Raw genomic sequence first — 25,260 nt, forward strand, 5'->3', positions numbered from 1 at the left:
GGACTTGTTCTTTGTATCAGCGACTGATATGGCCTTGAAGATAATGACAGACATTGCCCCCCAGCGAATCGGGATTGTTTTCGGAGCCATCCTGATCGCACTCATACTTGCCACAAACGCCTCCGCCCAGAGCCTGAGCCTCATGGCCCCGTCCCTTGCCAATGTGGATGGTCGCCTGACCGCCCGATTCGGTGTGACTGTGGAAGAAAAACCCGTGCTCAAGGGAGAGCTTGAAGACGGGGCTGTCCTGGTGTTGAAATGCTCGGTGAAACTCTTTGAAGAAAGCACATATTGGCTCGACAGCGAGATCTCTTCCGAACTGTTTGAAAGCCAATTGGAATTCGATCCACTGACACAGGAATTCGTCATGACACTTCCGGGTCGGGAAACACCGTTGCGCAACAAGAATCTGGGCCATCTGCTGGATCAGGGGTGGAGCGTGATCGAAGCGGGACTGGGGTCGTGGGCACTGTTGGACAGGGGCACGAAATACAGTCTGCGGCTACACACCTCCATGACCGAAAAAGACGCGCCTGAAGGATTCATGCGATACGTTTATTTCTGGTCCTGGGATGCCGGAGCCAACAACTCGTTTCAGCTCGACTTTACCTACTAGCAAAGGTCACGCCCGATGACGCCCGATCCAATTCGCATAAGCTCTTCCACCCACAGGGAAAAAAAGCGGCGCAAACGGGAATACATTTTCGCTGTCGTCTTTCTGGTGCTCATTCTCGGCCTGACCTGGGCTGAGTTGAAATACTTGAGCGGCGACTATTACCTTATATTAAATCTCCTCATCCTGAACGTAGTGCTCTTGTTGGCCATGGTCTTTTACGTGGCGAGAAATGCGGTCCGCCTCATTCTGGATCGACGCCGAAAAGTCCTTGGTTCCAAGCTCAGAACCCGGTTGGTACTGGCCTTTATTTCTTTGTCCCTCATTCCGACGGCCCTCATTTATCTGGTCTCGGTCAAATTCGTCCAGACCTCGGTGGATTACTGGTTCAAGGGACAAGTGGAAGAATCCATGGAACAGGCCCTTGAGCTGGGCCGCGCCTTTTATGGCTCGGCACAAGACCGGCTCGAACGGCGTGGATCGGTCATGATCGGCGAGATCATTTCCTCCCAATTCGCCTGGGGCGGCAAGGCCATGGATCGATATCTGGAAAAAAAATTCGGCGAATATGACCTCAGTCTGGTCGGTGTCATCACCCCGGAAGGCAATGAGCAGAACACCCACTCCTCAGCCCAATGGCGTGGCTCATGGCCGGAAATCAAGAAAAAAATCGACTGGCAGTCGCTCAAGGCCGATCCTCGATCCTGGACAACCATCATCCCCAAACCCGGCAGCGATCTCGTGCTTGGAGTCACGCCCGTAGATGAAGGACGATCAGGATATCTCGTCATCGGAGAAACCGTCGGACAGGGACTTTTGCACCGACTCGATCAGATCGTGCGCGGTCTGGATGAATATAAAAAACTCAAGTCACGGAAATATCCGTGGAAAATGAATCTTTATCTGACGCTTGGTGTCATGGCCCTGCTCATCATCCTCGGGGCCATCTGGTTTGGCTTCCGGCTTGCCAAGGAGCTGTCCGCGCCGGTTCAGGCCCTGGCCATGGGAACCGAACGCATCGGGCGAGGCGACTTGTCCGTCCGACTCGAAGACCGATCCGATGACGAACTGGGTTTTCTGGTCCAATCCTTCAACCGAATGGCCGAAGACCTGGAACAAAGTCAGGAATCCGTCCAACAGGCCAACATCAGGCTGGCCCAGCAGAATCAGGAACTGGAACGGCGCGGTCAATACATCGAAGCCGTACTCAACAACATCACCTCCGGGGTCATTTCCATGGATTCCGCCGGGCGTATAGGCACGGTCAACACTGCCGCCGAAAGCATCCTCGGCATCCCCGGTGCGATTCTCATCGGACGAAAACCACACCACTTCCTGTCCGGGGATTTTGCCCGGATGATGGAAGACGCCTTGAAACAACTGTCGGCAAAATCGGGTGGCGTCTGGCAGCGACAACTGGATTTACCTGTGCGCGGCAAGACCATCAAGGTACTGGTCAATGTGGTGTCGCTCAAGAATGTGGGTGGTCGTGACGCCGGACATGTCGCGGTTTTTGAAGACATCACCGAGCTGGAAAAGATTCAGCGGCTGGCGGCATGGCGGGAAGTCGCACGACGCATCGCCCACGAAATCAAGAACCCGCTGACCCCCATCAAACTGTCGGCCCAACGGCTGCAACGCAAATATGGCGAGACCATCAGCGAACCGACCTTCGATCAATGTACCGGCCTGATCGTCAATCAAGTTGAACGATTACAGAACATGGTCACCGAATTTTCCGCGTATGCCAAATTGCCGGACGTTCAGCCCAAACCCGATTCACTGGCACCGCTGCTTGAAGAAGTCTCGGCCATGTTCGAAAACACCCACCGGGAAATCAGTTGGACGCTTTCCCCGGAGCCGCCCCTGCCCGACTTCCCGTTTGATCGCGAAGCCATTCGCAAAGTGCTTATCAACCTGCTCACCAACGCGGCCGAAGCCTTGAAGGACAGATACGACGCCCAGGTGGAGATCTCCGCCACCCACGACACTGAAAAAGGACATATCATCGTGACCGTCGCGGACAATGGACCGGGGCTGCCAGACAATTCATCCCGATTATTCGAGCCGTACTATACCGAAAAGAAAGGTGGAACCGGCCTGGGACTGACCATTGTCAGAACCATTGTTTCCGATCACGGCGGGCAGGTCCGTGCCCAGGCAAACGACCCCATCGGCACTGTTTTCATTTTCGAATTGCCGGACGCCTGATCCTTTCCCTTCCTCCCTTTTTCTCCCCGTCGTCCCGAAATCTCCCTCCGAAATCAACGCTCGTGAACCTTCCCTTTGTCATTGAATTGGAATTATACTGTGTCCCGTGCTCCTTTTACGATATGCCATTTACGTATAAGCGACAGAAAACAGGAAGGAGCGTCAATTGCGTGCACTCATTGCCGGAGGAACCGGCTTCATCGGTCAGGCCCTCGTTGAAGAGCTAAAGAACCACGGTTGGGAAATCGTCATTCTGTCCCGACGTCCCGCAAAGGTGGCTGACACTTTTGAAACAGGCGTCATCGGTCTGAACTGGGACAATGGCGACTGGCCCGCCCTGATCGGCCCGGAAACGGCCATCATCAATCTGGCCGGGGCCAATATCGCCGCTGGCCGCTGGACCACGGCCAGAAAACAACAAATCCTCGACAGCCGGGTCAAGACCGGTACACGGCTGGTGCAGGCCATAAAAGACTGTGGTGCCCTGCCATCGGTCATGATTCAGGCCTCGGCGGTGGGTTACTATGGTCCGTGTGACCAGACTCCTGTTGACGAAGACACCCCGTCCGGCACGGGATTTCTGGCTGATGTCACCCGTCAGTGGGAAGCCTCAACCGCAGAACTGGAGACCATGGGGGTCCGCCGGTGCCTCCTTCGGACTGGCATGGTACTCGGCAATGGCGGCGCGCTCGAACGGATGCTGCCACCGTTCAAATTCTATATGGGAGGCCCACTGGGGTCCGGCCAGCAAGGCGTATCCTGGATTCATCTGGCCGATGAGGTCAAAGCCATCCGATTCCTGCTCGAAAACACGGCAACACACGGCCCGTACAATCTGACCGCACCGGAACCCGTCCTCTTTCGCGACTTTGCCAAGGCCCTCGGGACCGTGCTGGGCCGACCGTCAGCCATGAAAATTCCCGGAACAATACTCCGACTCTTTCTGGGAGAAATGGCAGACGAACTGCTTCTGTCAGGCCAAATGGCCCACCCGACCCGATTGCGCAAGGCGGGATATAAATTTGCCATCCCCACCCTTGAACACGCGTTGCAGGATATCCTGTCCTGACCATCACCCGCCCAAACCATGAACGTCCCTGCCGGATCAACCGACAGGGACGTTGTATGCAACAGCAGTTACGAGAGTGTGAGATCGTAACTAGTCGTTCAATGCTTCGTACACATTACCCACCATTTTCTCGCTGGGGGTCAATGTTTTTTCGCCCGGTGTCCATTTGGCTGGGCACGCTTCGGCAGGATGGTCCTTCAAGTAGGTATTTGCTTCCATTTTCCGAACCAGTTCGTCGGCATTTCGACCGACATTGTAATAGTTGACTTCCGACGAAACCAACATCCCTTCCGGGTTGATGACAAAGGTTCCGCGCAGAGCCAGACCGGTATCAAAATCCCAGACGTCAAAGAACCGGGAGACTTCACCCGTGGGATCAGCAGCCATCTTGAACCGGACATCCGCCAGCAACCGCTCATCTGTTTTCCAGGCCAGATGCGTGAATTTGGTGTCCGTGGACACGGAAATCACTTCGGCTCCCTCTTTTTTCAGAACCTCATGCTTGGCGGCCAAATCAGCCAATTCCGTGGGGCAGACAAACGTGAAGTCCGCAGGATAAAAAAACAGGACAACCCATTTGCCGTCCCGGCGCAACGCCCCCAGGTCCACTTCACAAAATCCGCCCTCGGTCGGGTCATAGGATTCCATGACAAACTCGGGAACAGGTTGGCCGACTTTGGCAAAATCAGGCATGGTCTCTTCGTTGGTATGTTCAGTGCTCATATACATATCCTTCATCTTTGCTTGGTTATTTTAATAGTAACGATTCGCGTTATCAAGTAACTACGGTGAAGACGAAATATCGTCAAGTCTTTTTTGCGGTTTTCCGAGCTTTTCCCCCGGAGCGAGGTCGTGTATACTGAAGTTTCGTGCCGGAACGAAAAAGGTGTGAACACTCCGGCAGCACCACGACATCAACAAAGAGAGTATATATGAGCCACGGTTTCACCAAAGTCAGGGAAATGGACATCGCGGAAATGGACACCAAAGCCATTGTGTACCGGCATGACAAGACCGGCGCACGGGTTGTGTCCATGATAAACAACGACGAGAACAAGGTCTTCGGCATCTCCTTTCGGACGCCGCCCGAGGATTCCACGGGCATCGCACACATTCTGGAACACTCGGTCCTGTGCGGATCTGACAAGTTCCCGGTCAAGGAGCCGTTCGTCGAACTGCTCAAGGGATCGCTCCAGACCTTTCTCAATGCCCTGACCTTTCCCGACAAGACCTGTTATCCCGTGGCATCGGCCAATGTGCAGGATTTCTACAATCTCATCGATGTCTATCTGGACGCGGTTTTCTACCCCCGTCTCACGGAAAACACCCTCAAACAGGAGGGATGGCATTACGAATTGGAAGCAAAGGACCGTGACCTCACGTACAAAGGCGTGGTGTTCAACGAGATGAAAGGCGCGTATTCCTCGCCCGATTCCCTGCTGTACGAACATTCCCAGCAATCCCTGTTCCCGGATATCACCTATGGATTGGATTCCGGTGGAGACCCGGCGGTCATCCCGGATATCACCTTTGAACAATTCATGAAATTTCATAAGGATCACTACCATCCGTCCAACGGTTACGCCTTTTTCTACGGCGACGACGACCCGGAAAAACGGCTCGAAATTCTGGACGCGGTCTTCTCCCGATTCGATGCCATAGACGTGACTTCAACCCGCATTCCTGTTCAGGAACGGTTCACCGAGGCCAAGGCCATCCGCAAGGGTTATCCTGCCTCCGACCGTCTGGCCAAGGGCATGTTCACGGTCAACTGGTTGCTGGCCGAGACTGCGGACCCGAACCTGAATCTGGCCCTACATGTGCTCGAACACATCCTTGTCGGGTTGCCAAGTTCCCCGCTCAAAAAAGCACTCATGGATTCCAATCTCGGTGACGATCTCGCCGGTGTCGGTCTCGAAGCGGACATTCGCCAGATGTTTTTCTCCATCGGACTCAAGGGAATGCACCCGTCCAACGCCATCAAGGTCGAATCCATCATTTTCCACACCATCAAGGATCTCGTGGAAAACGGCATTGACGCCCGCGACATCGAAGCCGCGATCAATTCCGTGGAATTCTCCCTGCGGGAAAACAACACCGGCTCCTATCCGCGCGGTCTGTCACTCATGTTCCAGGCCCTGTCTTCCTGGCTCTACGACGACGAAAACGACGGTGATCCCCTGCTGCTCCTGCCGTTTGAAAAGCCCCTCAACAACATCAAAAGCTGGGTTGCCAACGGCGACAAGATCTTCGAGGAACTTCTGGCCCGCCTCTTCCTGCACAACACGCATCGCACCACGGTGTTGCTCGAACCGGATCACAAAATGGCCCGGAAACAGGCCAAAACCGAATCCGATCGACTGGCTGCCGCCAAAAGAGCCATGTCCGACGAACAAATCGAAGCGGTCATGGCCGAGGCCAAGGAATTGAACCGTTTGCAGGCCGCGCCGGACAGCCCGGAAGCACTGGCCTCCATTCCCCGTTTGGCCGTCACGGATCTTCCCTTGAAAAATCGCATCATTCCCACCGACATCCGCGACATCGAAGGCCGCACGCTCGTCTCGCACGATCTGCCCACCAACGGTATCGGCTATCTCGATTTCGGATTCGATCTCTCCTGCGTGCCGGAAAATCTCGTGCCCTACGCCGGTATTTTCGGTCGCATTCTGCTCGAATCAGGCACCGCCAAGCGGGACTACATCGACTTGTCCCAGCGCATTGCCCGCACATCCGGCGGCATCTCCGCCCAGCCATTTTCCTCGCCCATTCGCGATTCGAAACTCGCGGCGGCTCGCTTGTTCATTCGCACCAAGGCCACCAGTGACAAGCTCTCCCCAACCTTGGACATCCTCACGGAAATCCTGACATCCGCCACCCTCGACAACAAGGAACGCGTCGCTCGCATCGTTGCCGAAGCCCGCGCCCGCGCCGAACAACGACTTGTTCCCTCCGGTCACATGGTCGTTGCCACCCGGCTCCGCGCTCGGACGCACGTCGGGCATGCCATGGAAGAAGCCATGTCGGGACTGACCAATCTCAACTTCCTGCGCCATCTCGAACAGCGGGTTGAGCAGGATTTCCAATCCGTGGCCGACGATCTCGAACGTTTCCGTTCACTCGTCATCGCCAAGAACACCCTCATCATCAACGCGACCATGGATGCTGCGACCTTCACCCCCATCGAAGCCGATCTTCGCACGCTCATCACTGCATTGCCCGAATCCGACGCCGAAACCGTAACGCGCGCCATCCCTGATCTGCCCGCCCGAGAAGGACTCGCCATCCCCGCACAGGTCAACTATGTCGGCAAAGGCTGCTCTGTCTCTGACCACGGCTTCTCCTTCACCGGCTCGGCACAGGTCATCAACAAACTCATCCGAACCGGCTACCTCTGGGAAAAAGTCCGCGTCCAAGGCGGAGCCTACGGTGCTTTCTGCCTCATGGACCGACTCAGCGGTGCGCTCGCCTTCGTCTCCTATCGCGATCCCAACGTCGCCAAAACCGTCGTCGCCTTTGACAACGTTGCCAACTATCTCGAAACATTCGATGTCTCTACCGACGAACTCGAAAAAGCCGTCATCGGTGCCATCGGCGAAATGGACTCCTACCAGTTGCCAGATGCCAAAGGCTTCACCGCCCTCATTCGACATCTCACCCACCAGGATGACGACGCCCTCCAACAACTCAGAGACCAGGCCCTCGCAACAACCAAGGATGATTTCAAAGCACTCGCCAAAGCCATGCAAATCAACGCTCAACACGGCGCCATCTGCGTGCTCGGTGAAACCGCCGCCATGGAAAACGCCAAACTCGATCTCGATATCAAAACCGTTTTGTAATAAAGACTACCGGCAGTCGCCTTCAGCGTGGCCCTACCGGGGGTCGCCTTCAGCGGGAGCCTACCGGCAGTCGCCTTCGGCGGGACCAGAGAACCCTTTGAAAAGGGTTCTCTGGACTCTCCGAAACTTTTTGTCGCTCGCTTCGCTCGAAGCTGTCGGCAGCGTGAGTTCGTGCGGTTTTTGGGAAGGCGTCATAAAAAATATTTTTTTTTACAGGCTCTATTAAAAAAAACTCAAAACACGTCTTTTCTGCACAGCTCTCTTACTTCTTAACCCATCCCCTCCTTCTTCAATCCCACTCAACGGATGTCGTAGGGCCTCGCCAAAAGCGCGCCAAAAAGTTCTGGAAGGGAGTCCAGAGGGGAACCTCTTGAAAGAGGTTCCCCTCTGGCCGTCGGAGACATTCCACAGCACACACCCCACACGACAGCCGTCCCCTCACGCGGACGCGCGCACCTGCCGAAGGCACATAAAAAGTTTAGGAAAAGAGAGAGATAGGGGGTCTGGGGGAAAGGGAGAGAAAAAGCCCTTTTCAAAAGGTTTTTCTCTCCCTTTCCCCCAGCCGCCGGAGGCAATTCTTCATACTAGGCTATGAGGCTGAGTCAGTGAGGGCGAGGCGGAGACCGAATCCGATAAAGAGGGTACCGGCGGCACGTTTGATCCAGTGCTGGTATTTGCCACCGTTGCCCAAGGCATTTGAAGCCTTGGCGGCAGTCCATGCCCAGCCGAAATTGACGAGTGTGCCATTCAGGGTGAACAAAATACCGAGAAAGAGAAAGGCCAGGGGCTTTGATTGGGCGTTGGCGGACACGAATTGGGGGAGAAAGGCGAGAAAGAAAAGGGCGACTTTGGGATTAAGGGCGTTGGTCCAAAAACCTTGGGCAAAAACCTTTCGCTTGGAAAGGGATTGATGGGATACGGAGGGCGCATCTTTTTTCCCGGCACACCACATGGTGACACCGATCCAGACGAGATAGGCGGCACCAGCATACTTGACGATCATGAAGGCGGTGGCGGATGTCGCGAGAATGGCGGAGAGCCCAAGGGCTGCGGCGAAAACGTGAACGAAACAGCCGGAGCCGACCCCGAGCGCAGCCAGGGCACCGCCTTTCCAACCGAGGGAGGCTCCCCTGCTCACAATATAAAAAACATCCTGTCCGGGAGTGATATTCAAAAGCAGCCCAGAAAGTATGAACAATACGAGATCATGGGTGCCGAACATGGATGTTCCTCCGATTTAGTGGCCGGTCGGTTGTGGTTGATCCGAGGGCATGGGGAATATGGCATCATACGCCCAATTGTAGAGATAGGCATAGACCAGAAAGAACAGGGCGAAGCCAATATCCGTGACAAAGGCGGCCCAGAGAGAAAGCTCCAACCACCATGCGACAAAGGGAACAGTAAGAACCAGCAGGCTGGCCTCGAAACTCACGGCATGAACGGCTCTGAGCCACGGCGGCCGGTCATTGACCTTTCGCCCCAACTTCACGAGCAGATGGTCGAAAGCGAGATTAAATATGTAATTGCAGCCCATGGCTGTCAGGGAAATGATCATGGACATGGTCCCCACTTTGAGCAATTCCCGATCAAGAATCCAGGAAGCAAGCGGGGTACAGGTGAGAAGTCCGATGACTTCAAACATAATTGTGTGGCGGAGCCTATCTGCTTGAGTACGCATGGGAGAGGTCTTTACACGGAGTTAAATCAGTTGTCCATGAAGGAAAACTCACGAATTAAAAGCGGTCAAAGTCCGGGTATTGATGTCCCCACTTTTCATAGATAGCGGCCAATTTCCCGGCCTTGTGCAGGGCCATGATTCCTTCGTCAAACAAACGCATGACCTGGTCAGCCCGCTGCGTGTTGCCCAGAACTGGATGATAAGATCTGGTCCCCACGACCTGACAATCATACTCGTCACGATTGAATGGAAGGCCGGAGACTTCAATGGAATGTTCGATGAAAAGCCGGTCATCCACGTAGAAATCTGACCGCCCCATCAGGATCATTTGCAAACATTTGATACCGGACGACATGTCCCTGATGTGGACCGGCACGGAAAAATCCCATTCATGGTAATAGCCAAGCTGACAGACAACTTCCCTGTTCCTGAGCGTGTCCACCCCCTGCCACTGGCCAACCGTCTCCTTGTTATAAAAGACATGGTAGTCGTTCACGTACAAAGGATACCGGGATAAATGCAAATTGGAACTCGTGGCCCTGTCATCACAAATCATCATATCCGCTTGACCCGAGAGCACTAACTCATCCCCCCGATTGGTTGGAACATATTCATGCTTCACCGTGATTCCATACAGGGCGAACACCGCGTCAAGCACCTCATGATACAACCCAGTCCCGTCCTCATGCGTAAAGGTCTCCCATGCCGGACCAGTGGTATAGACTTCCGTCACCGTTTCTCCATAGGCGGGAGATACAAACGAATTGAAAAAAATAATGAAAAAAAACAGCCATTTTTTGTTCACACGCCCACCCTGTACGGTTGAATATTCGATGACAATATATTTTATTATCGAAAAAAATGATAGGGGCCGATACCCTATTGACTTATCACTGTTTATAAAATTTTTTTTGAGCATATGCTCATTTCGCTTGACGATAAGGATTATCAGCGTATGGTCATTTCAACACGTGTTCATATGAGAAGAGGGAACCATGGGACGACAGAAAAAACGGCGGATGGTGCAACAGGAACCCGATACGACTTTTTACAAGCCGCAAGGAATTCCCATGCAGAAACTGAAGAGTGCCACGATGACCTTCGAAGACCTCGAAGCAATACGCCTTGCGGATGCGGAAGGGCTTTCCCAGATGGACGGGGCAAAGGCAATGGGAGTATCCCGTGCCACTTTCGGACGAATTCTCGGTGCGGCCCGGTCAATCGTTGCACACGCATTGACCAAGGGACACGCCATTCGCATTGAAGGCGGACATTACACCCTTGCTTGTAAAGGGGCACCCTGCCCCAAAATGCAATCGGACAACTCGTCTTTAAAAGATGAGGAGGAAGCTATGCCAGGTATGAACGGTAATGGATCAGGCGGTGGTCGCGGAATGGGTCAAGGTCGTGGAATGGGCCAAGGCCAGGGTCAAGGACAAGGCCGCGGAATGGGTCAGGGCCAAGGTCAGGGACAAGGTCAAGGTCAGGGACAAGGCCGTCAATCGGGTCAGGGTCGCTGCGTTGGTGGCCAGGGTCGCGGAATGGGCCCGGGCAAAGGTCAAGGTCGCGGCATGGGCGGCGGCGGTCGAGGCATGGGCGGCCAGGGCCGTGGCATGGGTGGTCAAGGCATGAGCGGCGGCAACCAAGGAATGGCTCGTTCCATGGGCACAGGAAATACATCACAACAATTCAATTCAACCCAACAAGTTAAGGATAATACGATGAAAAAAATTGCAGTAACCAGTGAAGGACCGACCCTCGACGACAAAGTAGATCCCCGTTTTGGCAGAGCCGGTGGCTTTGTCGTCGTCGATCTCGACACCATGAACGCCGAATACCTGGACAACGGGTCTTCTCAGGCCATGGCTCAGGGTGCCGGAATCCAGGCTGCTGAAAACGTGGCAAACGCTGGTGCCGAAGTGCTCCTGACCGGATTTGTCGGTCCCAAGGCCTTCACCGCCTTGCAGGCCGCCGGTGTCAAAATCGGCCAGGATGTGGCCGGAATGACCGTGCGTGAAGCAATTGAAAAATTCAAGAAAGGCGAAGTGCCAATGGCCGACAACGCCAACGCACAAGCAGGGGGCAACAAGTGATCTACGCCGTAGCCAGCGGCAAGGGCGGTACGGGCAAGACAACCATGTCTTCGTCCCTGGCCGCCCTCTGGGATACCCCCATCACTCTGGTGGATTTGGATGTTGAAGAGCCGAATCTGCACCTCTTTCTCAAGCCGGAACTGAACGACATTCAGAAGGCGTATATCGAGGTGCCAGAGGCTGACGAAGACAAATGCACCAAGTGCCGGGCCTGTTCCGACATATGCCAATTCAAGGCAATTACGATTATGGCTGATACCCTGCTGACCTTTCCGGAGATGTGTCACGGATGCGGCGGGTGTTTCGAAGTCTGTCCCGAAGGCGCACTCACTCCCGGCAAACGGGAGCTGGGTGAAATCTGCCGGGGCACAGCGGACGGCAATGACTTCATCATGGGCCGTCTGCGTATCGGCGAAGCAATGAGCCCTCCGCTCATGCGCCAAATTCGGGAAGAGTTCCCCGCGCTCAAGGCCAAAGGCGATGTCCTTATCGACGCGCCTCCCGGTGTGAGTTGTCCTGCCATGGCCGCGGTCATGGACGCGGACTGCATCGTGCTGGTCACGGAACCCACACCATTTGGATTCCACGACTTCAAGCTGGCGTGGGAGGCATTCAAACCCATGGGCAAACCCATGGGCGCCATCATCAATCGCGCCGGAATCGGTGACAACACCGTACAGAACTTCTGTGCGGACAACGATATCCCCATCTGGGCGGAAATCCCCTACTCCCGCGAAGTCGCCGAAGCGTATTCCAAAGGTGATGTGATCGCCAAGGCACTCAAGCCACTGGAACCCACCTTTACGGCTTTGCGTGAGAACATGCGGGCTGCTGCCAAAAAAGCCAAGGAGGTCAGCCATGCATGAGATCGTCATTATCAGCGGTAAAGGCGGTGCAGGCAAAACCTCGATCACCGGCGCATTTTCGCACCTCGCGGACAAAGCCATTCTCTGTGATCTGGATGTGGATGCCCCGGATTTGCACCTCTTGCTCGATCCCAAAATCGAATTCGAGGAATCCTTCAGGTCCGGCAATGAGGCAGTTATCGATAACGATCTTTGTACAGGCTGCGGCCGATGCGAGGAACTCTGTCGATTCAATGCCATCAGCCACAAAGACGACCTGTTCACCATCGATCCGATGCAGTGTGAAGGCTGCAAGGTCTGCGTAACTCTGTGCCCGGCCGAGGCCATTGAATTCCCGGAAAGGCATTGCGGTCAATGGTATGTCTCCAAAACCCGATTCGGCGAGATGGTTCACGCCCAACTCTTTCCCGGTGAGGAAAACTCCGGGCGACTGGTCACACTGCTGAAACAGCGGGCACGGGAAATGGCTGAAGAGCAAGGGCTGGATATCGTCCTGTGTGACGGTGCCCCTGGTATCGGGTGCCCGGTCATCAGCTCCATGGCCGGAACGGATCTGGCTGTGGCGGTGACGGAACCGACACTCTCCGGTCTGCACGACCTCAAACGTGTGGCCGAATTGTGTGACGGATTCCGGACCAAGGTCGCCGTCCTGATCAACAAGTGGGATATCAATCCGGATTTGTCCGATAAAATAGAGACATACTGTACCGAAAAAGGCTATACTGTCGTTGGCCGTTTTCCGCATGACAAAAAAGTGGTGGATTCGATGTTACACCGCCAAGTCATTACAGAATATGAAGATGGACCGCTTTCAGCGACACTGAAACAGGCATGGTCGGACATTCTGGACATGCTCAAGGATATCAAGAAATAACCAAACCTTCAGAAGGAGATAGGAATATGGAAACTCTCGTAGCTGTTCCCACTGCGGAACCAGGTGGCATGGACGCCTCTGTTGACGCCCACTTCGGCCACTGCGGCATGTACACACTGGTAGCGATCGCCGATGGTGCCGTCAAAGAAGTCACCACGGTCCCGAGCTGCCCCCACGAACAGGGTGGCTGCATGGCTCCTGTTCAATACCTGGCTGACCACAAGGTCAAGGCCCTGATTTCCGGCGGCATGGGAATGCGTCCGCTCATGGGATTCAACCAGGTCGGCATCCAGGTTTTCCACGGCAACGGTGCCCCCACAGTCAAGACTGCCATTGAAGCATTTCTGCATGACAGCCTGCCTGTTTTCACCGCTGAACAAACGTGTGGCGGAGGCCGGTAAACCCCATGTCTATCGTCTTTGCAACAACCCGCGCCGAATCACTTGGTGAGTTCATGGACTCGCTGACTGATTCCAGCGGACAGAAAATCGATGTGGTGTCCTCTGGTAAAGCCGCCCTTGAAGCCGTCAAGGACGGGGCCGTCAAACTCGTCGTCATCGATGAAGGGTTGCACGACTTCACTTCCTTGGATCTGGCTCTGGAAGTCATCAAGGTGAACGCCATGGTCCACACAGCCACGGTTACCTCGTTGTCTGCCAAGGATTTTCACGATAAAAGTGAAGGTCTTGGCGTCCTCATGGGACTTCCGGTCAATCCCGGAAAAGAGGATGGGGTCAAACTGGCGGAAGCCTTCGGCAGAATGTAATTAGACGAATTCCATTCTCACAAAAAAAAGAGGGGATGCTCACCGGCATCCCCTCTTTTTTTGTGAGAATGATTGCCAACAACTGTTAGCATCAGGTACGCTTGGTGCCATTATGAGACCCCAAAATCACCAATTCCTGATTGTGTACAGGATGTTCACCATTTTTCCCCTAATCACGGGTATATTCTTGCTGATAACGGTGCTGGATGCGGCGGCCACGGCCAAGGATATGGCATGGTACCGCGATCACGGTGTCACCGTGGTCAACCCGCCGAATTCCGCCCCGCTGTCATTTCTGGGTATCAACGGAACACCCAAGGGTTACCTTATCGATATATGGAAAAAATGGTCTGAAAAAACTGCCATTCCCGTTCATTTCGAATTCGCCCAATGGGACAAGACACTGACCGGCGTGGCGCAAGGGACATACGATATCCACGGAGGCCTGTTCATGAGTGAAACACGTTCAGCCTTTCTGGATTTCTGTATACCGTTTCACGAAATTCAATCCGCCCTGCTTGTCACAAAAAATAACGATGTCGCACTCTCTCGATTATACAGCACATTCACCGTCGGTGTTCTCAAAAAGGGCTACACAGAAGACTTCATCAGAAAAGCCCATCCCACGCTCAAGGTCAGCCAATTCACCGCAATAAGCGATATGCGACACGCACTGGCTAACGAAACCATTCAGGCTGCCGCCGGAAACCACCCCATTCTTGGATTCGAACTGCGAAAACTCGAAAAAGGGCAGGATATTCTCGTCAAACAGATTCTCTTCAAACGAAACATTCACGGGGCGGTTGCCAAAGGAAACACCCCACTTCTCACTGTGGTGGACCAGGGATTTTCCGATATCACCCCCGCCGAGTACAAAAACATCGCCAACCACTGGTTCGTGCTCCAGACCCGCAAAATCGACTGGTTTCGCTATGCCCTGACCGCCGGAGCCATTCTCTTCATCGCCACCATGATCGCGGTTCTGCTGGGCCGTGGAAGTATCTCCGAGCATCACTCGGCAGACTGACAGGCCGTCCCGCCTTCACGGTCCATCCCCCGATAATTCACGGCCTCGGCCAGATGATCGACCCCAATGGCGGACTCGTCCGCCAAATCGGCAATGGTCCGGGCGATCCGCAGGATACGCGTATACGCTCGCGCAGACAGTCCCAACGATTCAACAGCCTGTTTCAAAAAGCCGTGCTCAACTTCTGTCAATTCGCAAAACTTCTCCAAAGCCCCGCCTTCCAACGACGCATTGAGTGAAAAATGTCGATCGGCGTACCGCTTGAGCTGAATTTCGCGCGCGGCCAAAATTCGAGCTCGCATGGTGGCCGAATCCACCGTACTCCCGGCCCGTTTCAGATCTTCATACGGCACGGCGGGCACATCCACATGCAAATCGATACGATCGAGAAGCGGCCCGGAAATCTTGCCCCGATACCGCTGTACCGCCAGCGGGGTACACGTACAGACATGCGTGTCATCCGACATGTAGCCGCACGGACAGGGATTCATTGCCGCAACCAACATGACATCCGCCGGGTATTTCAAAGTCATCAGCGACCGGGAAATCGAGACTTCCCCGTCTTCAAGTGGTTGCCGCAGGACTTCAAGCACGCTTTTCTTGAATTCCGGCATCTCATCCAGAAAAAGCACGCCCCGATGTGCCAAAGAGGTTTCACCCGGTTGAGGATACCGTCCACCACCGATCAATCCCACGTCCGAAATGGTGTGGTGCGGCGTCCGAAACGGACGGGTCACCAGCAACGCCCGATCCTTGGGAAGCAGTCCGGCCACGGAATAGATCTTGGTCACTTCCAACGCCTCTTCAAAACGCAATGGCGGCAAAACCGTGGGAATCCGCTTGGCCAGCATGGTCTTTCCCGAGCCGGGAGGCCCGATAAACAACAGGTTGTGACCGCCAGCCGCCGCTATTTCGATGGCGCGTTTGGCGTGCTCCTGCCCTTTGACCTCATTGAAATCAATTTGATGGGATTGCCGTTCATTCCATAATGTTTTGATATCTATAGCGATCGGCTCAACGGTTTCTTCCCCCAACAACAGACGAACCACCTGTCCGAGATCCGTGGCACCGACAACGGCAATATCTTTGACCACCGCCCCTTCCCGTCCATTGGCCGCCGGAACAATGATCCCCGTGCCCGATTGTTCGTTCGCGGTGAGTGCCAGCGGCAACACGCCGGGAACGGATTTAAGATCGCCGGTCAGGGACAATTCTCCAGCCAAAAACCATGGATCGATGGCCTCCTGACTGAGCACCCCCATTCCCACAAGAATACCGATGGCCAACGGCAGATCATAGGCACTGCCTGCCTTGCGGACATCAGCAGGAGCGAGATTCACCGTAATCCGGGCGGGAGGCACTTTATAGCCACAATTCTTGAGCGCGGAAAAGACCCGTTCCTTGGATTCCTTGACCGCCCCTTCAGCAAGACCCACCATGGTGAAACACGGCATCCCGGACCGGGAAAAATCAACTTCGAGTTCGACTTTGAAGGCGTCAATGCCCATGAGGGCGGCGCAAGAGACTTTGGCTATCATATGAAATATCCATCTGAGGTTGGCAACAGCACTGAAAGTCTTACCCAAACCCTCGTGATTCCGCAAACAAATATACCTTTAACGAACCAACACTGTCAGCTATACTCTTAAGGAAGCTCCTCCTCATCGCTCTTTTGGGCAATCTCTCCGCCGGACAAGCCTTTCTTCTGCTTTTTTCCTGATGACGCTCCTCCCATGCCCGCATGTGAAAAAGCCCTGTATCTATATAACCCGTTGCATGAATTGAAGATATCAGCTATAGACCCGCGCAAATATACCCTTTATCAAGGGAAAGACTGTAACGAGAGGATTATGAAGCAGCAGACAGAATTTTCAAAAACCATTTTCCTGGCCAAACTCACACTTCCGGTTCGCACACTGATGACCAGGTCTGCGGTAGACTGTGCAGCGCATGTTGCCAAAATACTTTCTTTTGATGAAAAAGGAATTTTTGGCATCAAGCTCGCCGTTGATGAAGCATTTTGTAATGCTGTCGAGCATTTTTCAGGAGTAATCACTCCTGATGAACGAATCCATATCGAATTTTTCATAGAAGATGACATGCTGGTCATCTCCATTCGGGAGAAAGGGATTCCCTTTGATCGCCGACAAGCTGAACGTTACACGCCTGAGAGTCTGGACACCATGAACAAACCTGGGCTGGGCACACTGCTCATGCACCAATCAATGGATTCCGTCGAACTGTTTGTCCATGGCCGAGACGGCAAGGAAACCCGGCTGAAGAAACGACTCGCATACGGAGCGTTGCCCCCGGAACTGGTCGAATCGACAGCAGACAGACAGGGGAAAAAACGGATAACGGTCAAAAACCCGGACATTCGATTGACCAGTCCCGATGAATTGGCTGAAGTCTGTCGGCTGGCCTGGCGATGTTACGGATTCACTCAGGAAGATTTTCTCTATGATCTCGATGCACTGACCCAAAAAATAAAACGCCATGAGTTCACCTCTGTCACGGCATTCGACCCGGAAAGCGGGGCCATGATCGGCCATGCCGGTTTCAAATATCACGATCCGGCCGTCAAGGTTCCCGAACTTGGGCTGGCCTTTGTTGACCCGACATACCGTTCGCCGGGACTGCCAAAAAAATTGGCACGACTGCTTTTCGATATTGCCGAACAGGAAGGCGACCGGGGTATTTTCGATTGTTCAGTGACTACGCACACCTTTTCCCAAAAAGGGATGCAGGAAATGGGATCTCGCCCCTGTTCTCTGCTCATGGGAATCGCAGCCTCGGGAATGCAAGCAAAGGAACTCGCCACCTCGCGGCAGGAAAAAGGCTCAGTCATGAGCCATTATTACGCCTTTGACCGGACACCAAAGACGCTCTTTATCCCCACCCGCCATCGGGATATGATCGCCGAGATCTACACCTGGCTTGATCTCCCGAGGACGTTTGAAGCAGGTTCCTCACAGCCATTGATTGAAAAATCATCTGTCACGGTCTTTCCGCTCCCTGACGAATTGAATGTCGCCTTCATCACCGTTCACACCATCGGCTCCACCACACGACAGGAAATTGTCGAAGGATTTCGGCAGTGTGAAAACGCCCGTCACGATGCTGTGTATATTCTCCTTCCACTGGGAGTTCCCGCATCCCCTGACGTGGTTGCAGACTGCGAAGACCTCGGATTTTCTTTCGCCGGAATCATGCCACACGTCCACGATGGTGATGACAGAATATTGATGCAACGTGTTCATATCGAATTGGATATGGATGCAATCAAAGTCTATGGCGATATGTCCAAAACACTTTTTTCATATATCAGAAAGGAACGAGAACGAGTCTCTGCTACTGTGACATAAATTTTTCAGAACACATCCACGCGAAAGAGTGGAAACATTATATAATGAAGGCCCTCCATTGGGTCACGAACAGTTTCATATCATCCATAAAAGAATGCAGGGAGATTCCCATGGGTATCAGAACCAAAATTTTCACCCCTCTATTAATCGTCACATTGATAATGATTACAGGCGGAATATTCTGCCTCACATCACAATTCGAGACGCTCAAAGGGTCTTTCGTTTCCCTTATCATTAAAGGAAAAGTGGAAGACACCCAACAATCCATCACGAAGATGTCCAGAAATGCCCTTGAACAGGCCGCACTGTTCAGCAGAATGCCGGCAGTGGTGGAGGCCTTTACCATTGCCAGCCAAGGAAACATGAATGATCCGAAAGACTCGCGAGCACAGGAAGCAAGGGAACGCCTGAGAACCACCCTTTCACCAGTGCTTCGGGGGTACAAGGAAGCGACCGGAACCAACTTCAAGGCACATTTTCATCTGCCCACAGCACGGAGCCTCGTTCGGGTCTGGCGAGAAAAACAGGCCAAGAAAAACGGCAAATGGGTCGACATTTCAGACGATCTCTCCTCGTTTCGCAATACAGTCATTGACGTCAACCAGAACCATCGTCCAGTCCAGGGCATCGAGCCTGGCCGAGGCGGATTCACCATCCGGGGACTGGCTCCCGTCACCGGGACCGATGGAACACACCTCGGGTCTGTCGAAGTGCTCATCGGTTTTGACGGTATTCTCAAAACCATGGAGTCGTCCGGGGGCATGAAAACCCTGCTGTACATGGACTCCGGGTTACTCCCCATCACCACCAAATTGCAGGACCAAAAAAAGAACCCGATCAAAAACAGTCGATACGTCCTTGTCTACGGACAAAAAAACACCGTCACACGGGAAGCGGCGACCGAGGAACTGCTTCGAAACGGCATGAACGACACCTCGATTTTCATTGACGGAGATCAGGCGCTAGGCGCGTTCCCAGTCATGGATTATCGAGGAAAAACCATCGGCGTAATTGTTCTTTCCATGGATATTTCACCGCAGGAAGCCATGATTTCCACGGTAATGTGGATCATCATGGGCATCATGCTCGCCATGGTCATTGCACCGGTGCTCATTATCCTCTGGGTGCTGCACCAGTCCGTCATGACTCCCATCACTGATTGCAGTCAGCAGGTTGCCCGTATTTCCCAAGGAGATCTTGGCCGAATCAAGACCAATGACCGCACCGATGAAATGGGCGTCATGCTCACGGCCATCGGGACAATGAGTGACCGGCTCAATGAGACATTGCTCAATGTCCGGCAGGTCTCCACGGATGTCTCCACCGAATGCAGCGGACTGACCGAGGCGAGTGAAGCCTTGTCTCTGGGGGCCACCAAACAGGCTGCGGGGCTTGAAGAGGTCTCCGCCAGCATGGATGAGATGTCCGGCAGCATTCGACTGGCCGCAGAGACCGCCAACAAAACGGAAAAGGTGGCCTCCAAGGCCGCTGACGATGCTGAACTGGGTGGCGAGGCCGTGAACAGGACCCTGAATGCCATGAAGAAAATCGCGGAAGAAATCAGCATCATCGAAGACATCGCCCGGCAGACAAACCTGCTGGCCCTCAATGCAGCCATTGAAGCGGCCCGGGCCGGTGAAGCCGGAAAGGGATTCGCCGTTGTCGCGGCAGAAGTCCGCAAGCTCGCGGAACGCAGTGGAAACGCGGCCGCCGGGATCAGTGAATTGTCGTCCAGCAGTGTCGCGGTCGCCGAAGAAGCCGAAAAACTCTTGGAACAAATTGTCCCGGACATTCAGTCCACCGCCCAGCTAATTCAGGAAATCTCGACCGCCACAGCGGAACAGAACACCGGTGTCTCACAGATCACCACGGCCTTGCAGGAATCAGACAGAGTGGTCCAGCACAACGCCGCAGCCGCATCACAAGTTGCCGACGCCGCTGTCAGTCTGTCGGACAAAGTCCGACAGCTGGATGCCTCCATCAGTTTCTTCAAACTCAATGAAAACCGTGGCACGCGCGCTGTTTCCCACGGCACACCAACACAACAACTGCCATCCTCTGAAGACGGCTTTGAACGATTCTAAACAACCGGGTCCCCGACCACACCGTGATCGGGGACCCGACTTCCTGCCCACACCCGATTCGAAAAGCATCTGGATAAAACGGCTCTGGATTCTCCTCCGGTTCCCTGCTAAAACAGGCTTTCAAATGACAACTCCATGGAGGACCCATGCGGACCATATTCATTGCCCTGATGCTTGCATTGACCCTCGCAGCCTGCGGCACCAAAGACGAAACACCGGAATCACCCGTCACACCGCCAGATGCCGCCGCGACCCAGGATCAATCACCGACACAGGCCGCCGACCCCACCGCCGTGGCCGACCCGATACCGGAAGGCCCGGTCGGTACCATGCAACTCGCCGACGGCTCGACACTGGTCATCACCGAACTGGTCAAGCTGGACAAGTTCTATCTCTACCTGTCCGGCAAACTCAACGGACGGTCATCAACCATTGTCAGTTTCACCCGATTCTCGGACCTGCGAGGATTCAATGCGTTCGTGTTCAAGGATCAAAACAATTTCATCATCACCACCAAACGAGGCAAGGAACTGGTCTTCACAGACGCGCATGTCTACATCGGTAATGACAGCCCGGACACCTACAGTTTCTATATCATGGATGAGAATCTCGATAAAAAACTCGTCACCGTCCCCAAAAAGGATGTGGCCACCATCAAAATCAACTAGCCAGATAATTCCATGCGGAAAAACCCGGTCGAACGCTTGACCACCACCCTCTTTCGCTATACGATATCGATAAGTTTTGTTTTTCGTTTTCTCCATATTTTTCAGGGGTGACGATTGGTGACGATGGGTATACGTCATGCGAATCAAAAAACACGCCGGTCACGGATTTTCATCAGGGACAATCGACATTGAAACCGCACTGAAACCAGCATTTGTTGACAGGCCAGGAACTGCGGATCACACTGAGATATTCAGGATATATATTCCTTACCAGACAGGGATTTATACCCCCTGTGCGACTGTTTTCATATAACCAAATGAGTAGACATCATGGCAGATACCTATACGCATAAAGATCTCGCTTCCCTGTGTGGCGTGTCCGAAACCACCATCAAGAGTTACCGCCGCAAATTTCCCGGCTTCATTCCGGTTTTGACCCGGGGAAAACCCATTCGCTTCAAAGAGGAAGCCGGAAGTATCTGTCTCATGATCCGCGATTGCTTTGCCAAAGGCATGTCCGTGAACGAGACGCTCAAGGTGCTCAAGGAGAATTTCAAGGAGGAGCCGGTTTCCCGTCCTCGACGTACACCAGGGTCCGCGCACAAAGTCGCCGCTCCTGCGGGAATTTCTCAGGAATACATGGAAAAGTTTTTCGCCACCGCCGGACAGATGATGCAGGGTATGGCAGGCTTGGCGACTGCACAGGCCAAGGCCGAACAGCGATTGCGCAAGGTCGAATCCACACTGGAACAACTGCTTGAGCACGAGTCCCGCAATAGCGAAGTCATGCAACAACTCATGGGCCAACAGAAGATTGTCCCCGAAAAGTCGGCTTCAGCCCCAGAATCATCGCCCAAAACGGATTCTGAATCGCCGGTTCGTGCCCGAAAAATCGTCAATGTCCGGACCCCGGAAGGCGCAGTGAATTCCTATTCTCTTGAAAAGGACACCGAATCCCAGCGGCCATCTGACGCATTTTTGAACACCCCCATTGTCATCAAGAACGATGTGGATGAGTTTCTCGGAGTGCCAGGTCGATTGCCCCTGTCCGGATTTGTGGAGATTTTGACCCGAGAGGCCGAAGAAGCCGGTGTTTCCCAGACCCAATGGTACAAGCACGGCGATGTCTGGGTTTTCATTATACACGCGCCCAACGGGGAATCACAGGCCCTGTATTTTTCGTCAACAACCACTCCAAGAGGAAACCTGGTGGTGTTGCTCGAACGACTCGATGTCAATGAAAAGGAAGTTTCCTCACAATTTCTTCAGGAGTATTTCCGGCAGGTCAAAGATAAAATCTAGCGAAGATATCGCCACCTGAAGCCGCTGTTTCTCCACAGCGGTGCGAACACCGAATGACGCACGGCACCAACATCATGTCACACGGGAAATGCCCGTGTGACACCGATCGTTTTAAACCACTGGATGTCGTTAATTTTTCATCCGGGCACGCCTTTTCCGTTTTTTGTCTCCTCCTTCCTGAAAAGCAGCATCAATTGCCCAAATGAAGGTGTCCAATCCATGCATATCCTACTGATTGATAACAACGACAGTTTCACCCGGAATCTCGAGCATCTCCTGATATCGGCCGTGAAAGACTGTAGCGTTGTCATCACACCGTATTCGCAACTGCAACAGTTTGATTTCTCACCATATGATCTGATCGTCATTTCACCCGGTCCCGGTGAACCGGCTGAATATCCTGGCTATGAAACCGTCTTTCGTCTCAACAAACCAGTGCTCGGAATCTGCCTTGGGATGCAAATCATGAACGCCCTGCACGGCGGGACAATCGGTCGGCTCGACGACTGTGTTCACGGCAAGACCGACGTCATCGAAATGGATGGTGAAACACGGGTCATCGCCCGCTATCATTCGCTCAAGGTCAATCACAAGGCTCCGGAATTAAACGTGTTTGCCACCAATGCGGACGGCACCATCATGTGTCTCGGCAACGCGGACAAACGGATTTTGGGCTACCAATTCCATCCCGAATCATTCCTGACCCCAAATGGAGGTTGGTACATTGCCTATGCACTGCGCTTTCTCGGCATCAATTAGTCTGGACCGTTTCACCCGGTATGCCGAACATCTGGCCCGGACCATGGACGGAGAACTGCTCCTGTCCGCTGACGGCTACCCCACTCGAAACCGTTCGATCATCGGTGTGCAGCGGACCAGCGAGCTGCACGTCACTGCCGCCACCACTCCTGCCGATATCAAGGCGTTCTGTTTTGGATCACCCGGCCCGGCCATCGGATTTCTGAGCTACACCTACGGAATGCTGTTACGCGGAATTCCTTCTGAAAAACCGCTGGATTTTCCCTTGGGCCATCTCAAGAAATACGCCGCGATCATCACCTATGAAAACGAACAGCTCGCCATCACCACAGACAATCAGTCCCTCGAAAAACGCCTGATTGCCGAGCTGGATCAATCCCGAAACTGTCACACACCCGCCATTCCTTCGGACATGTTTTCGGCAATGACCGCTTCCCTTGGCGAACTCGAATATGAAGACGGCGTGCGTCGAACACTTGAATACATCAAGTCCGGTCATACCTATCAATTGAACCTGACCACACGCCTGTCCTGGCACTGCCCGAATCTCGATCCCCTGGCCATGTTCATAACCTTGTATCGGTCCAATCCAGCCCCGTTTTACGCCTGGTTCACCAGCGGCGATCAACGGATTCTCTCCACCTCGCCCGAACGATTTCTCACGGTCCGGGAAGGGCATGTCCTGTCCCAGCCGATCAAGGGCACCCTTCGATTCGAGACGCTGACACCGGACTTATACGCCGAATTGACAGATTCACCCAAGGAATCAGCGGAACTCTCCATGATCGTGGATCTGGTCCGCAACGATATTTCCGCCAATTGCGAATACGGGTCCGTGCATGTCGAAAACCACAAATCCATTTTTGCGGTGGACAATCTGCTCCAGATGTATGCCGATGTGCACGGAACGCTCAAGGCGGACCGAGATTGCCTTGATCTCTTTCTGGACGCCTTTCCGGGTGGTTCCATCACCGGCTGTCCGAAAAGAAGCTCCATGGAGATCATCGAGCGACTGGAACCCCATAGCCGTGGTATCTATTGCGGGTCCATCTTCATCATCGAGGACGAACGGACCATGGAATCCTCCATCGCCATTCGGACCGCCACCTATGACATCCAGACACAACAGCTCAACTCGTATGCCGGCAGTGGAATCGTGGTGGACTCCGATCCGGTCAGCGAATATCATGAAACCATGGCAAAAGCCGAAAAATTCACCGACTTGGGGGCATTATGATCCACTTTTACAAAAACGAATACACCCTCGGTCCGGTCAAGCTCGATCCCACCATGCCCGCCTTCCGCTATGGTGCGGGGTTTTTCGAAACCCTCTATTACAACGGACAGAACGTCTGTCATCTCGATCTGCATCTCGATCGGGTGTTCCACTCTCTCCGTTCTTTTGACATCCCGTATGAAACCGTGGATTTCAAGACCATCATCGAACAGGTCATCAACAGAAACGGACTGACCGGCCAGACCGCACGCATCAACATCTTCTATCCCATGGGCACAGACAGTGCCTCGCCAGTCATCACCGCGGCTCCGCATACCCCGAAACCGTACAAGGCCTATCGGCTTTGCGTCTGCAACGATCACCATATTTCCACCCTCAACAACCACAAAACAACCAACTACATGTTCTTTCACTTGGCCATGCGACAGGCCAAGGCCCGGGGATTCGACGATGCCGCGCTTTTCGATTTTCGCGAAAACCTGCTTGAAGCGACCACCGGGGCATTGATATTCAAAAAAGACACATCGTTCGTCACCACGAAATCCCCGCACAAGCTGCAATCCACTGCCCTGTCCATCGCGATGAATACCCTGGATATTCTCCCGGAAAGAATATCCATGGAATCCCTGGATTCCTACCGCAGCGCCTACATTCTCAACTCCATAGTCGGAATGCGCCCGGTCGTGGCCATCGGAGAAACCGCCTTTGTCCCCGACGACGACACCTGCCAGACCGTCATGAAGGCCGTTATCGGAACACCATGACACACGCTCTCCTGAAAAAAAATGCACAGGCTGTACAAAAACTGT

General features: G+C 53.7%; 23 protein-coding genes and 1 pseudogene. 18 read left to right on the forward strand and 6 right to left on the reverse strand.

Features of this window, described 5'->3' with window-relative positions:
* The first annotated feature begins 28 nt into the window (after nt 1–28).
* From GO013_RS10850 to GO013_RS10860, 3 genes are all read left to right on the forward strand, one after another.
* On the forward strand, nt 29–616 hold the full coding sequence (locus tag GO013_RS10850; RefSeq protein ID WP_239057836.1) for a DUF4390 domain-containing protein: 588 nt from the start codon (nt 29–31) through the stop codon (nt 614–616).
* A gap of 15 nt (nt 617–631) precedes the next feature.
* Nucleotides 632–2,824 carry an ATP-binding protein gene (locus GO013_RS10855; RefSeq protein ID WP_163811016.1) on the forward strand — a complete coding sequence of 731 codons (2,193 nt, stop codon included), beginning with the start codon at nt 632–634 and terminating at the stop codon, nt 2,822–2,824.
* A gap of 166 nt (nt 2,825–2,990) precedes the next feature.
* Complete coding sequence (locus GO013_RS10860) at nt 2,991–3,893, forward strand: TIGR01777 family oxidoreductase (RefSeq protein ID WP_163811018.1); 903 nt, start codon at nt 2,991–2,993, stop codon at nt 3,891–3,893.
* Between the two features lie 90 nt (nt 3,894–3,983).
* Here the strand turns inward: GO013_RS10860 and GO013_RS10865 are convergent, their stop codons facing one another.
* Entirely contained in the window at nt 3,984–4,616 is a 633-nt protein-coding gene (locus GO013_RS10865) for a peroxiredoxin (RefSeq protein WP_163811021.1), read from the reverse strand.
* Nucleotides 4,617–4,825: 209 nt separating this feature from the next.
* Between GO013_RS10865 and GO013_RS10870 the strand changes: the two genes are divergently transcribed.
* Entirely contained in the window at nt 4,826–7,732 is a 2,907-nt protein-coding gene (locus GO013_RS10870) for an insulinase family protein (RefSeq protein WP_163811022.1), read from the forward strand.
* A 589-nt stretch (nt 7,733–8,321) separates the two neighbouring features.
* On the opposite strand, the gene GO013_RS10875 is transcribed toward GO013_RS10870, so the two are convergent.
* The 3 genes from GO013_RS10875 to GO013_RS10885 are packed head-to-tail and all read right to left on the reverse strand — an operon-like array spanning nt 8,322 to nt 10,143.
* Nucleotides 8,322–8,954: a LysE family translocator gene (locus GO013_RS10875; RefSeq protein ID WP_163811024.1), complete on the reverse strand. Its 633-nt coding sequence runs from the start codon at nt 8,952–8,954 to the stop codon at nt 8,322–8,324.
* Between the two features lie 15 nt (nt 8,955–8,969).
* On the reverse strand, nt 8,970–9,410 hold the full coding sequence (locus tag GO013_RS10880; RefSeq protein WP_163811026.1) for a PACE efflux transporter: 441 nt from the start codon (nt 9,408–9,410) through the stop codon (nt 8,970–8,972).
* A gap of 55 nt (nt 9,411–9,465) precedes the next feature.
* Nucleotides 9,466–10,143, reverse strand: a complete 678-nt coding sequence (locus GO013_RS10885) for a transporter substrate-binding domain-containing protein (protein ID WP_343219565.1) — start codon at nt 10,141–10,143, stop codon at nt 9,466–9,468.
* Between the two features lie 262 nt (nt 10,144–10,405).
* On the opposite strand from GO013_RS10885, the pseudogene GO013_RS10890 reads away from it, so the two are divergent.
* Nucleotides 10,406–10,678 (forward strand): annotated as a pseudogene (locus tag GO013_RS10890) (DUF134 domain-containing protein); the annotation flags it as partial.
* Nucleotides 10,679–10,786: 108 nt separating this feature from the next.
* Here GO013_RS10890 and GO013_RS10895 read toward each other — a convergent pair.
* Nucleotides 10,787–11,056 carry a hypothetical protein gene (locus tag GO013_RS10895; RefSeq protein WP_163810991.1) on the reverse strand — a complete coding sequence of 90 codons (270 nt, stop codon included), beginning with the start codon at nt 11,054–11,056 and terminating at the stop codon, nt 10,787–10,789.
* Nucleotides 11,057–11,131: 75 nt separating this feature from the next.
* On the opposite strand from GO013_RS10895, the gene GO013_RS10900 reads away from it, so the two are divergent.
* The 6 genes from GO013_RS10900 (at nt 11,132) to GO013_RS10925 (ending at nt 15,036) form a co-directional block, all read left to right on the forward strand.
* Complete coding sequence (locus GO013_RS10900; protein ID WP_163811155.1) at nt 11,132–11,503, forward strand: NifB/NifX family molybdenum-iron cluster-binding protein; 372 nt, start codon at nt 11,132–11,134, stop codon at nt 11,501–11,503.
* Nucleotides 11,500–12,369, forward strand: a complete 870-nt coding sequence (locus tag GO013_RS10905) for an ATP-binding protein (protein WP_163811030.1) — start codon at nt 11,500–11,502, stop codon at nt 12,367–12,369. The genes GO013_RS10900 and GO013_RS10905 overlap by 4 nt, the downstream gene beginning before the upstream one ends.
* Nucleotides 12,362–13,243, forward strand: a complete 882-nt coding sequence (locus GO013_RS10910) for an ATP-binding protein (protein WP_163811031.1) — start codon at nt 12,362–12,364, stop codon at nt 13,241–13,243. The genes GO013_RS10905 and GO013_RS10910 overlap by 8 nt, the downstream gene beginning before the upstream one ends.
* Before the next feature lie 26 nt (nt 13,244–13,269).
* Nucleotides 13,270–13,644, forward strand: coding sequence for a NifB/NifX family molybdenum-iron cluster-binding protein (locus tag GO013_RS10915; protein WP_163811033.1), 375 nt, complete (start codon nt 13,270–13,272; stop codon nt 13,642–13,644).
* Between the two features lie 5 nt (nt 13,645–13,649).
* Nucleotides 13,650–14,009, forward strand: a complete 360-nt coding sequence (locus GO013_RS10920; protein ID WP_163811034.1) for a hypothetical protein — start codon at nt 13,650–13,652, stop codon at nt 14,007–14,009.
* Between the two features lie 187 nt (nt 14,010–14,196).
* The gene (locus tag GO013_RS10925) at nt 14,197–15,036 is read left to right on the forward strand and encodes a transporter substrate-binding domain-containing protein (RefSeq protein WP_163811036.1); all 840 of its coding nucleotides are present in this window, start codon (nt 14,197–14,199) and stop codon (nt 15,034–15,036) included.
* Here the strand turns inward: GO013_RS10925 and GO013_RS10930 are convergent.
* Nucleotides 15,021–16,574, reverse strand: a complete 1,554-nt coding sequence (locus GO013_RS10930) for a YifB family Mg chelatase-like AAA ATPase (RefSeq protein WP_163811039.1) — start codon at nt 16,572–16,574, stop codon at nt 15,021–15,023. The genes GO013_RS10925 and GO013_RS10930 overlap by 16 nt on opposite strands.
* A 312-nt stretch (nt 16,575–16,886) precedes the next feature.
* Here GO013_RS10930 and GO013_RS10935 point away from each other — a divergent pair, with 312 nt between their 5' ends.
* The 7 genes from GO013_RS10935 to GO013_RS10965 all read left to right on the forward strand — a co-directional run bounded on the left by GO013_RS10935 (nt 16,887) and on the right by GO013_RS10965 (nt 25,215).
* Nucleotides 16,887–18,401, forward strand: a complete 1,515-nt coding sequence (locus GO013_RS10935; RefSeq protein WP_163811041.1) for a GNAT family N-acetyltransferase — start codon at nt 16,887–16,889, stop codon at nt 18,399–18,401.
* 110 nt (nt 18,402–18,511) lie between these two features.
* Nucleotides 18,512–20,485 (forward strand): methyl-accepting chemotaxis protein, encoded by a 1,974-nt coding sequence (locus tag GO013_RS10940; protein ID WP_163811043.1) that lies wholly within the window; start codon nt 18,512–18,514, stop codon nt 20,483–20,485.
* A 146-nt stretch (nt 20,486–20,631) separates the two neighbouring features.
* Nucleotides 20,632–21,153 carry a hypothetical protein gene (locus tag GO013_RS10945; protein ID WP_163811045.1) on the forward strand — a complete coding sequence of 174 codons (522 nt, stop codon included), beginning with the start codon at nt 20,632–20,634 and terminating at the stop codon, nt 21,151–21,153.
* Between the two features lie 330 nt (nt 21,154–21,483).
* Nucleotides 21,484–22,455, forward strand: a complete 972-nt coding sequence (locus GO013_RS10950; RefSeq protein ID WP_163811047.1) for a helix-turn-helix domain-containing protein — start codon at nt 21,484–21,486, stop codon at nt 22,453–22,455.
* Nucleotides 22,456–22,674: 219 nt separating this feature from the next.
* Nucleotides 22,675–23,214: an aminodeoxychorismate/anthranilate synthase component II gene (locus GO013_RS10955; protein ID WP_163811049.1), complete on the forward strand. Its 540-nt coding sequence runs from the start codon at nt 22,675–22,677 to the stop codon at nt 23,212–23,214.
* The gene (locus tag GO013_RS10960) at nt 23,186–24,451 is read left to right on the forward strand and encodes an anthranilate synthase component I family protein (protein WP_163811051.1); all 1,266 of its coding nucleotides are present in this window, start codon (nt 23,186–23,188) and stop codon (nt 24,449–24,451) included. The genes GO013_RS10955 and GO013_RS10960 overlap by 29 nt, the downstream gene beginning before the upstream one ends.
* Nucleotides 24,448–25,215, forward strand: coding sequence for an aminotransferase class IV (locus GO013_RS10965; RefSeq protein ID WP_163811053.1), 768 nt, complete (start codon nt 24,448–24,450; stop codon nt 25,213–25,215). The genes GO013_RS10960 and GO013_RS10965 overlap by 4 nt, the downstream gene beginning before the upstream one ends.
* The last annotated feature ends 45 nt before the right edge of the window (nt 25,216–25,260 follow it).

The organism is Pseudodesulfovibrio sp. JC047 (assembly GCF_010468615.1).
Lineage (GTDB): Bacteria > Desulfobacterota > Desulfovibrionia > Desulfovibrionales > Desulfovibrionaceae > Pseudodesulfovibrio.

Coding starts and splice junctions, on each gene's coding strand:
- GO013_RS10850 (WP_239057836.1), top strand. CDS start 29: ATGGCCTTGAAGATAATGACAGACATTGCCCCCCAGCGAATCGGGATT.
- GO013_RS10855 (WP_163811016.1), top strand. CDS start 632: ATGACGCCCGATCCAATTCGCATAAGCTCTTCCACCCACAGGGAAAAA.
- GO013_RS10865 (WP_163811021.1), bottom strand. CDS start 4,616: ATGAGCACTGAACATACCAACGAAGAGACCATGCCTGATTTTGCCAAA.
- GO013_RS10870 (WP_163811022.1), top strand. CDS start 4,826: ATGAGCCACGGTTTCACCAAAGTCAGGGAAATGGACATCGCGGAAATG.
- GO013_RS10875 (WP_163811024.1), bottom strand. CDS start 8,954: ATGTTCGGCACCCATGATCTCGTATTGTTCATACTTTCTGGGCTGCTT.
- GO013_RS10880 (WP_163811026.1), bottom strand. CDS start 9,410: ATGCGTACTCAAGCAGATAGGCTCCGCCACACAATTATGTTTGAAGTC.
- GO013_RS10900 (WP_163811155.1), top strand. CDS start 11,132: ATGAAAAAAATTGCAGTAACCAGTGAAGGACCGACCCTCGACGACAAA.
- GO013_RS10910 (WP_163811031.1), top strand. CDS start 12,362: ATGCATGAGATCGTCATTATCAGCGGTAAAGGCGGTGCAGGCAAAACC.
- GO013_RS10915 (WP_163811033.1), top strand. CDS start 13,270: ATGGAAACTCTCGTAGCTGTTCCCACTGCGGAACCAGGTGGCATGGAC.
- GO013_RS10920 (WP_163811034.1), top strand. CDS start 13,650: ATGTCTATCGTCTTTGCAACAACCCGCGCCGAATCACTTGGTGAGTTC.
- GO013_RS10930 (WP_163811039.1), bottom strand. CDS start 16,574: ATGATAGCCAAAGTCTCTTGCGCCGCCCTCATGGGCATTGACGCCTTC.
- GO013_RS10935 (WP_163811041.1), top strand. CDS start 16,887: ATGAAGCAGCAGACAGAATTTTCAAAAACCATTTTCCTGGCCAAACTC.
- GO013_RS10940 (WP_163811043.1), top strand. CDS start 18,512: ATGGGTATCAGAACCAAAATTTTCACCCCTCTATTAATCGTCACATTG.
- GO013_RS10945 (WP_163811045.1), top strand. CDS start 20,632: ATGCGGACCATATTCATTGCCCTGATGCTTGCATTGACCCTCGCAGCC.
- GO013_RS10950 (WP_163811047.1), top strand. CDS start 21,484: ATGGCAGATACCTATACGCATAAAGATCTCGCTTCCCTGTGTGGCGTG.
- GO013_RS10955 (WP_163811049.1), top strand. CDS start 22,675: ATGCATATCCTACTGATTGATAACAACGACAGTTTCACCCGGAATCTC.
- GO013_RS10960 (WP_163811051.1), top strand. CDS start 23,186: ATGCACTGCGCTTTCTCGGCATCAATTAGTCTGGACCGTTTCACCCGG.
- GO013_RS10965 (WP_163811053.1), top strand. CDS start 24,448: ATGATCCACTTTTACAAAAACGAATACACCCTCGGTCCGGTCAAGCTC.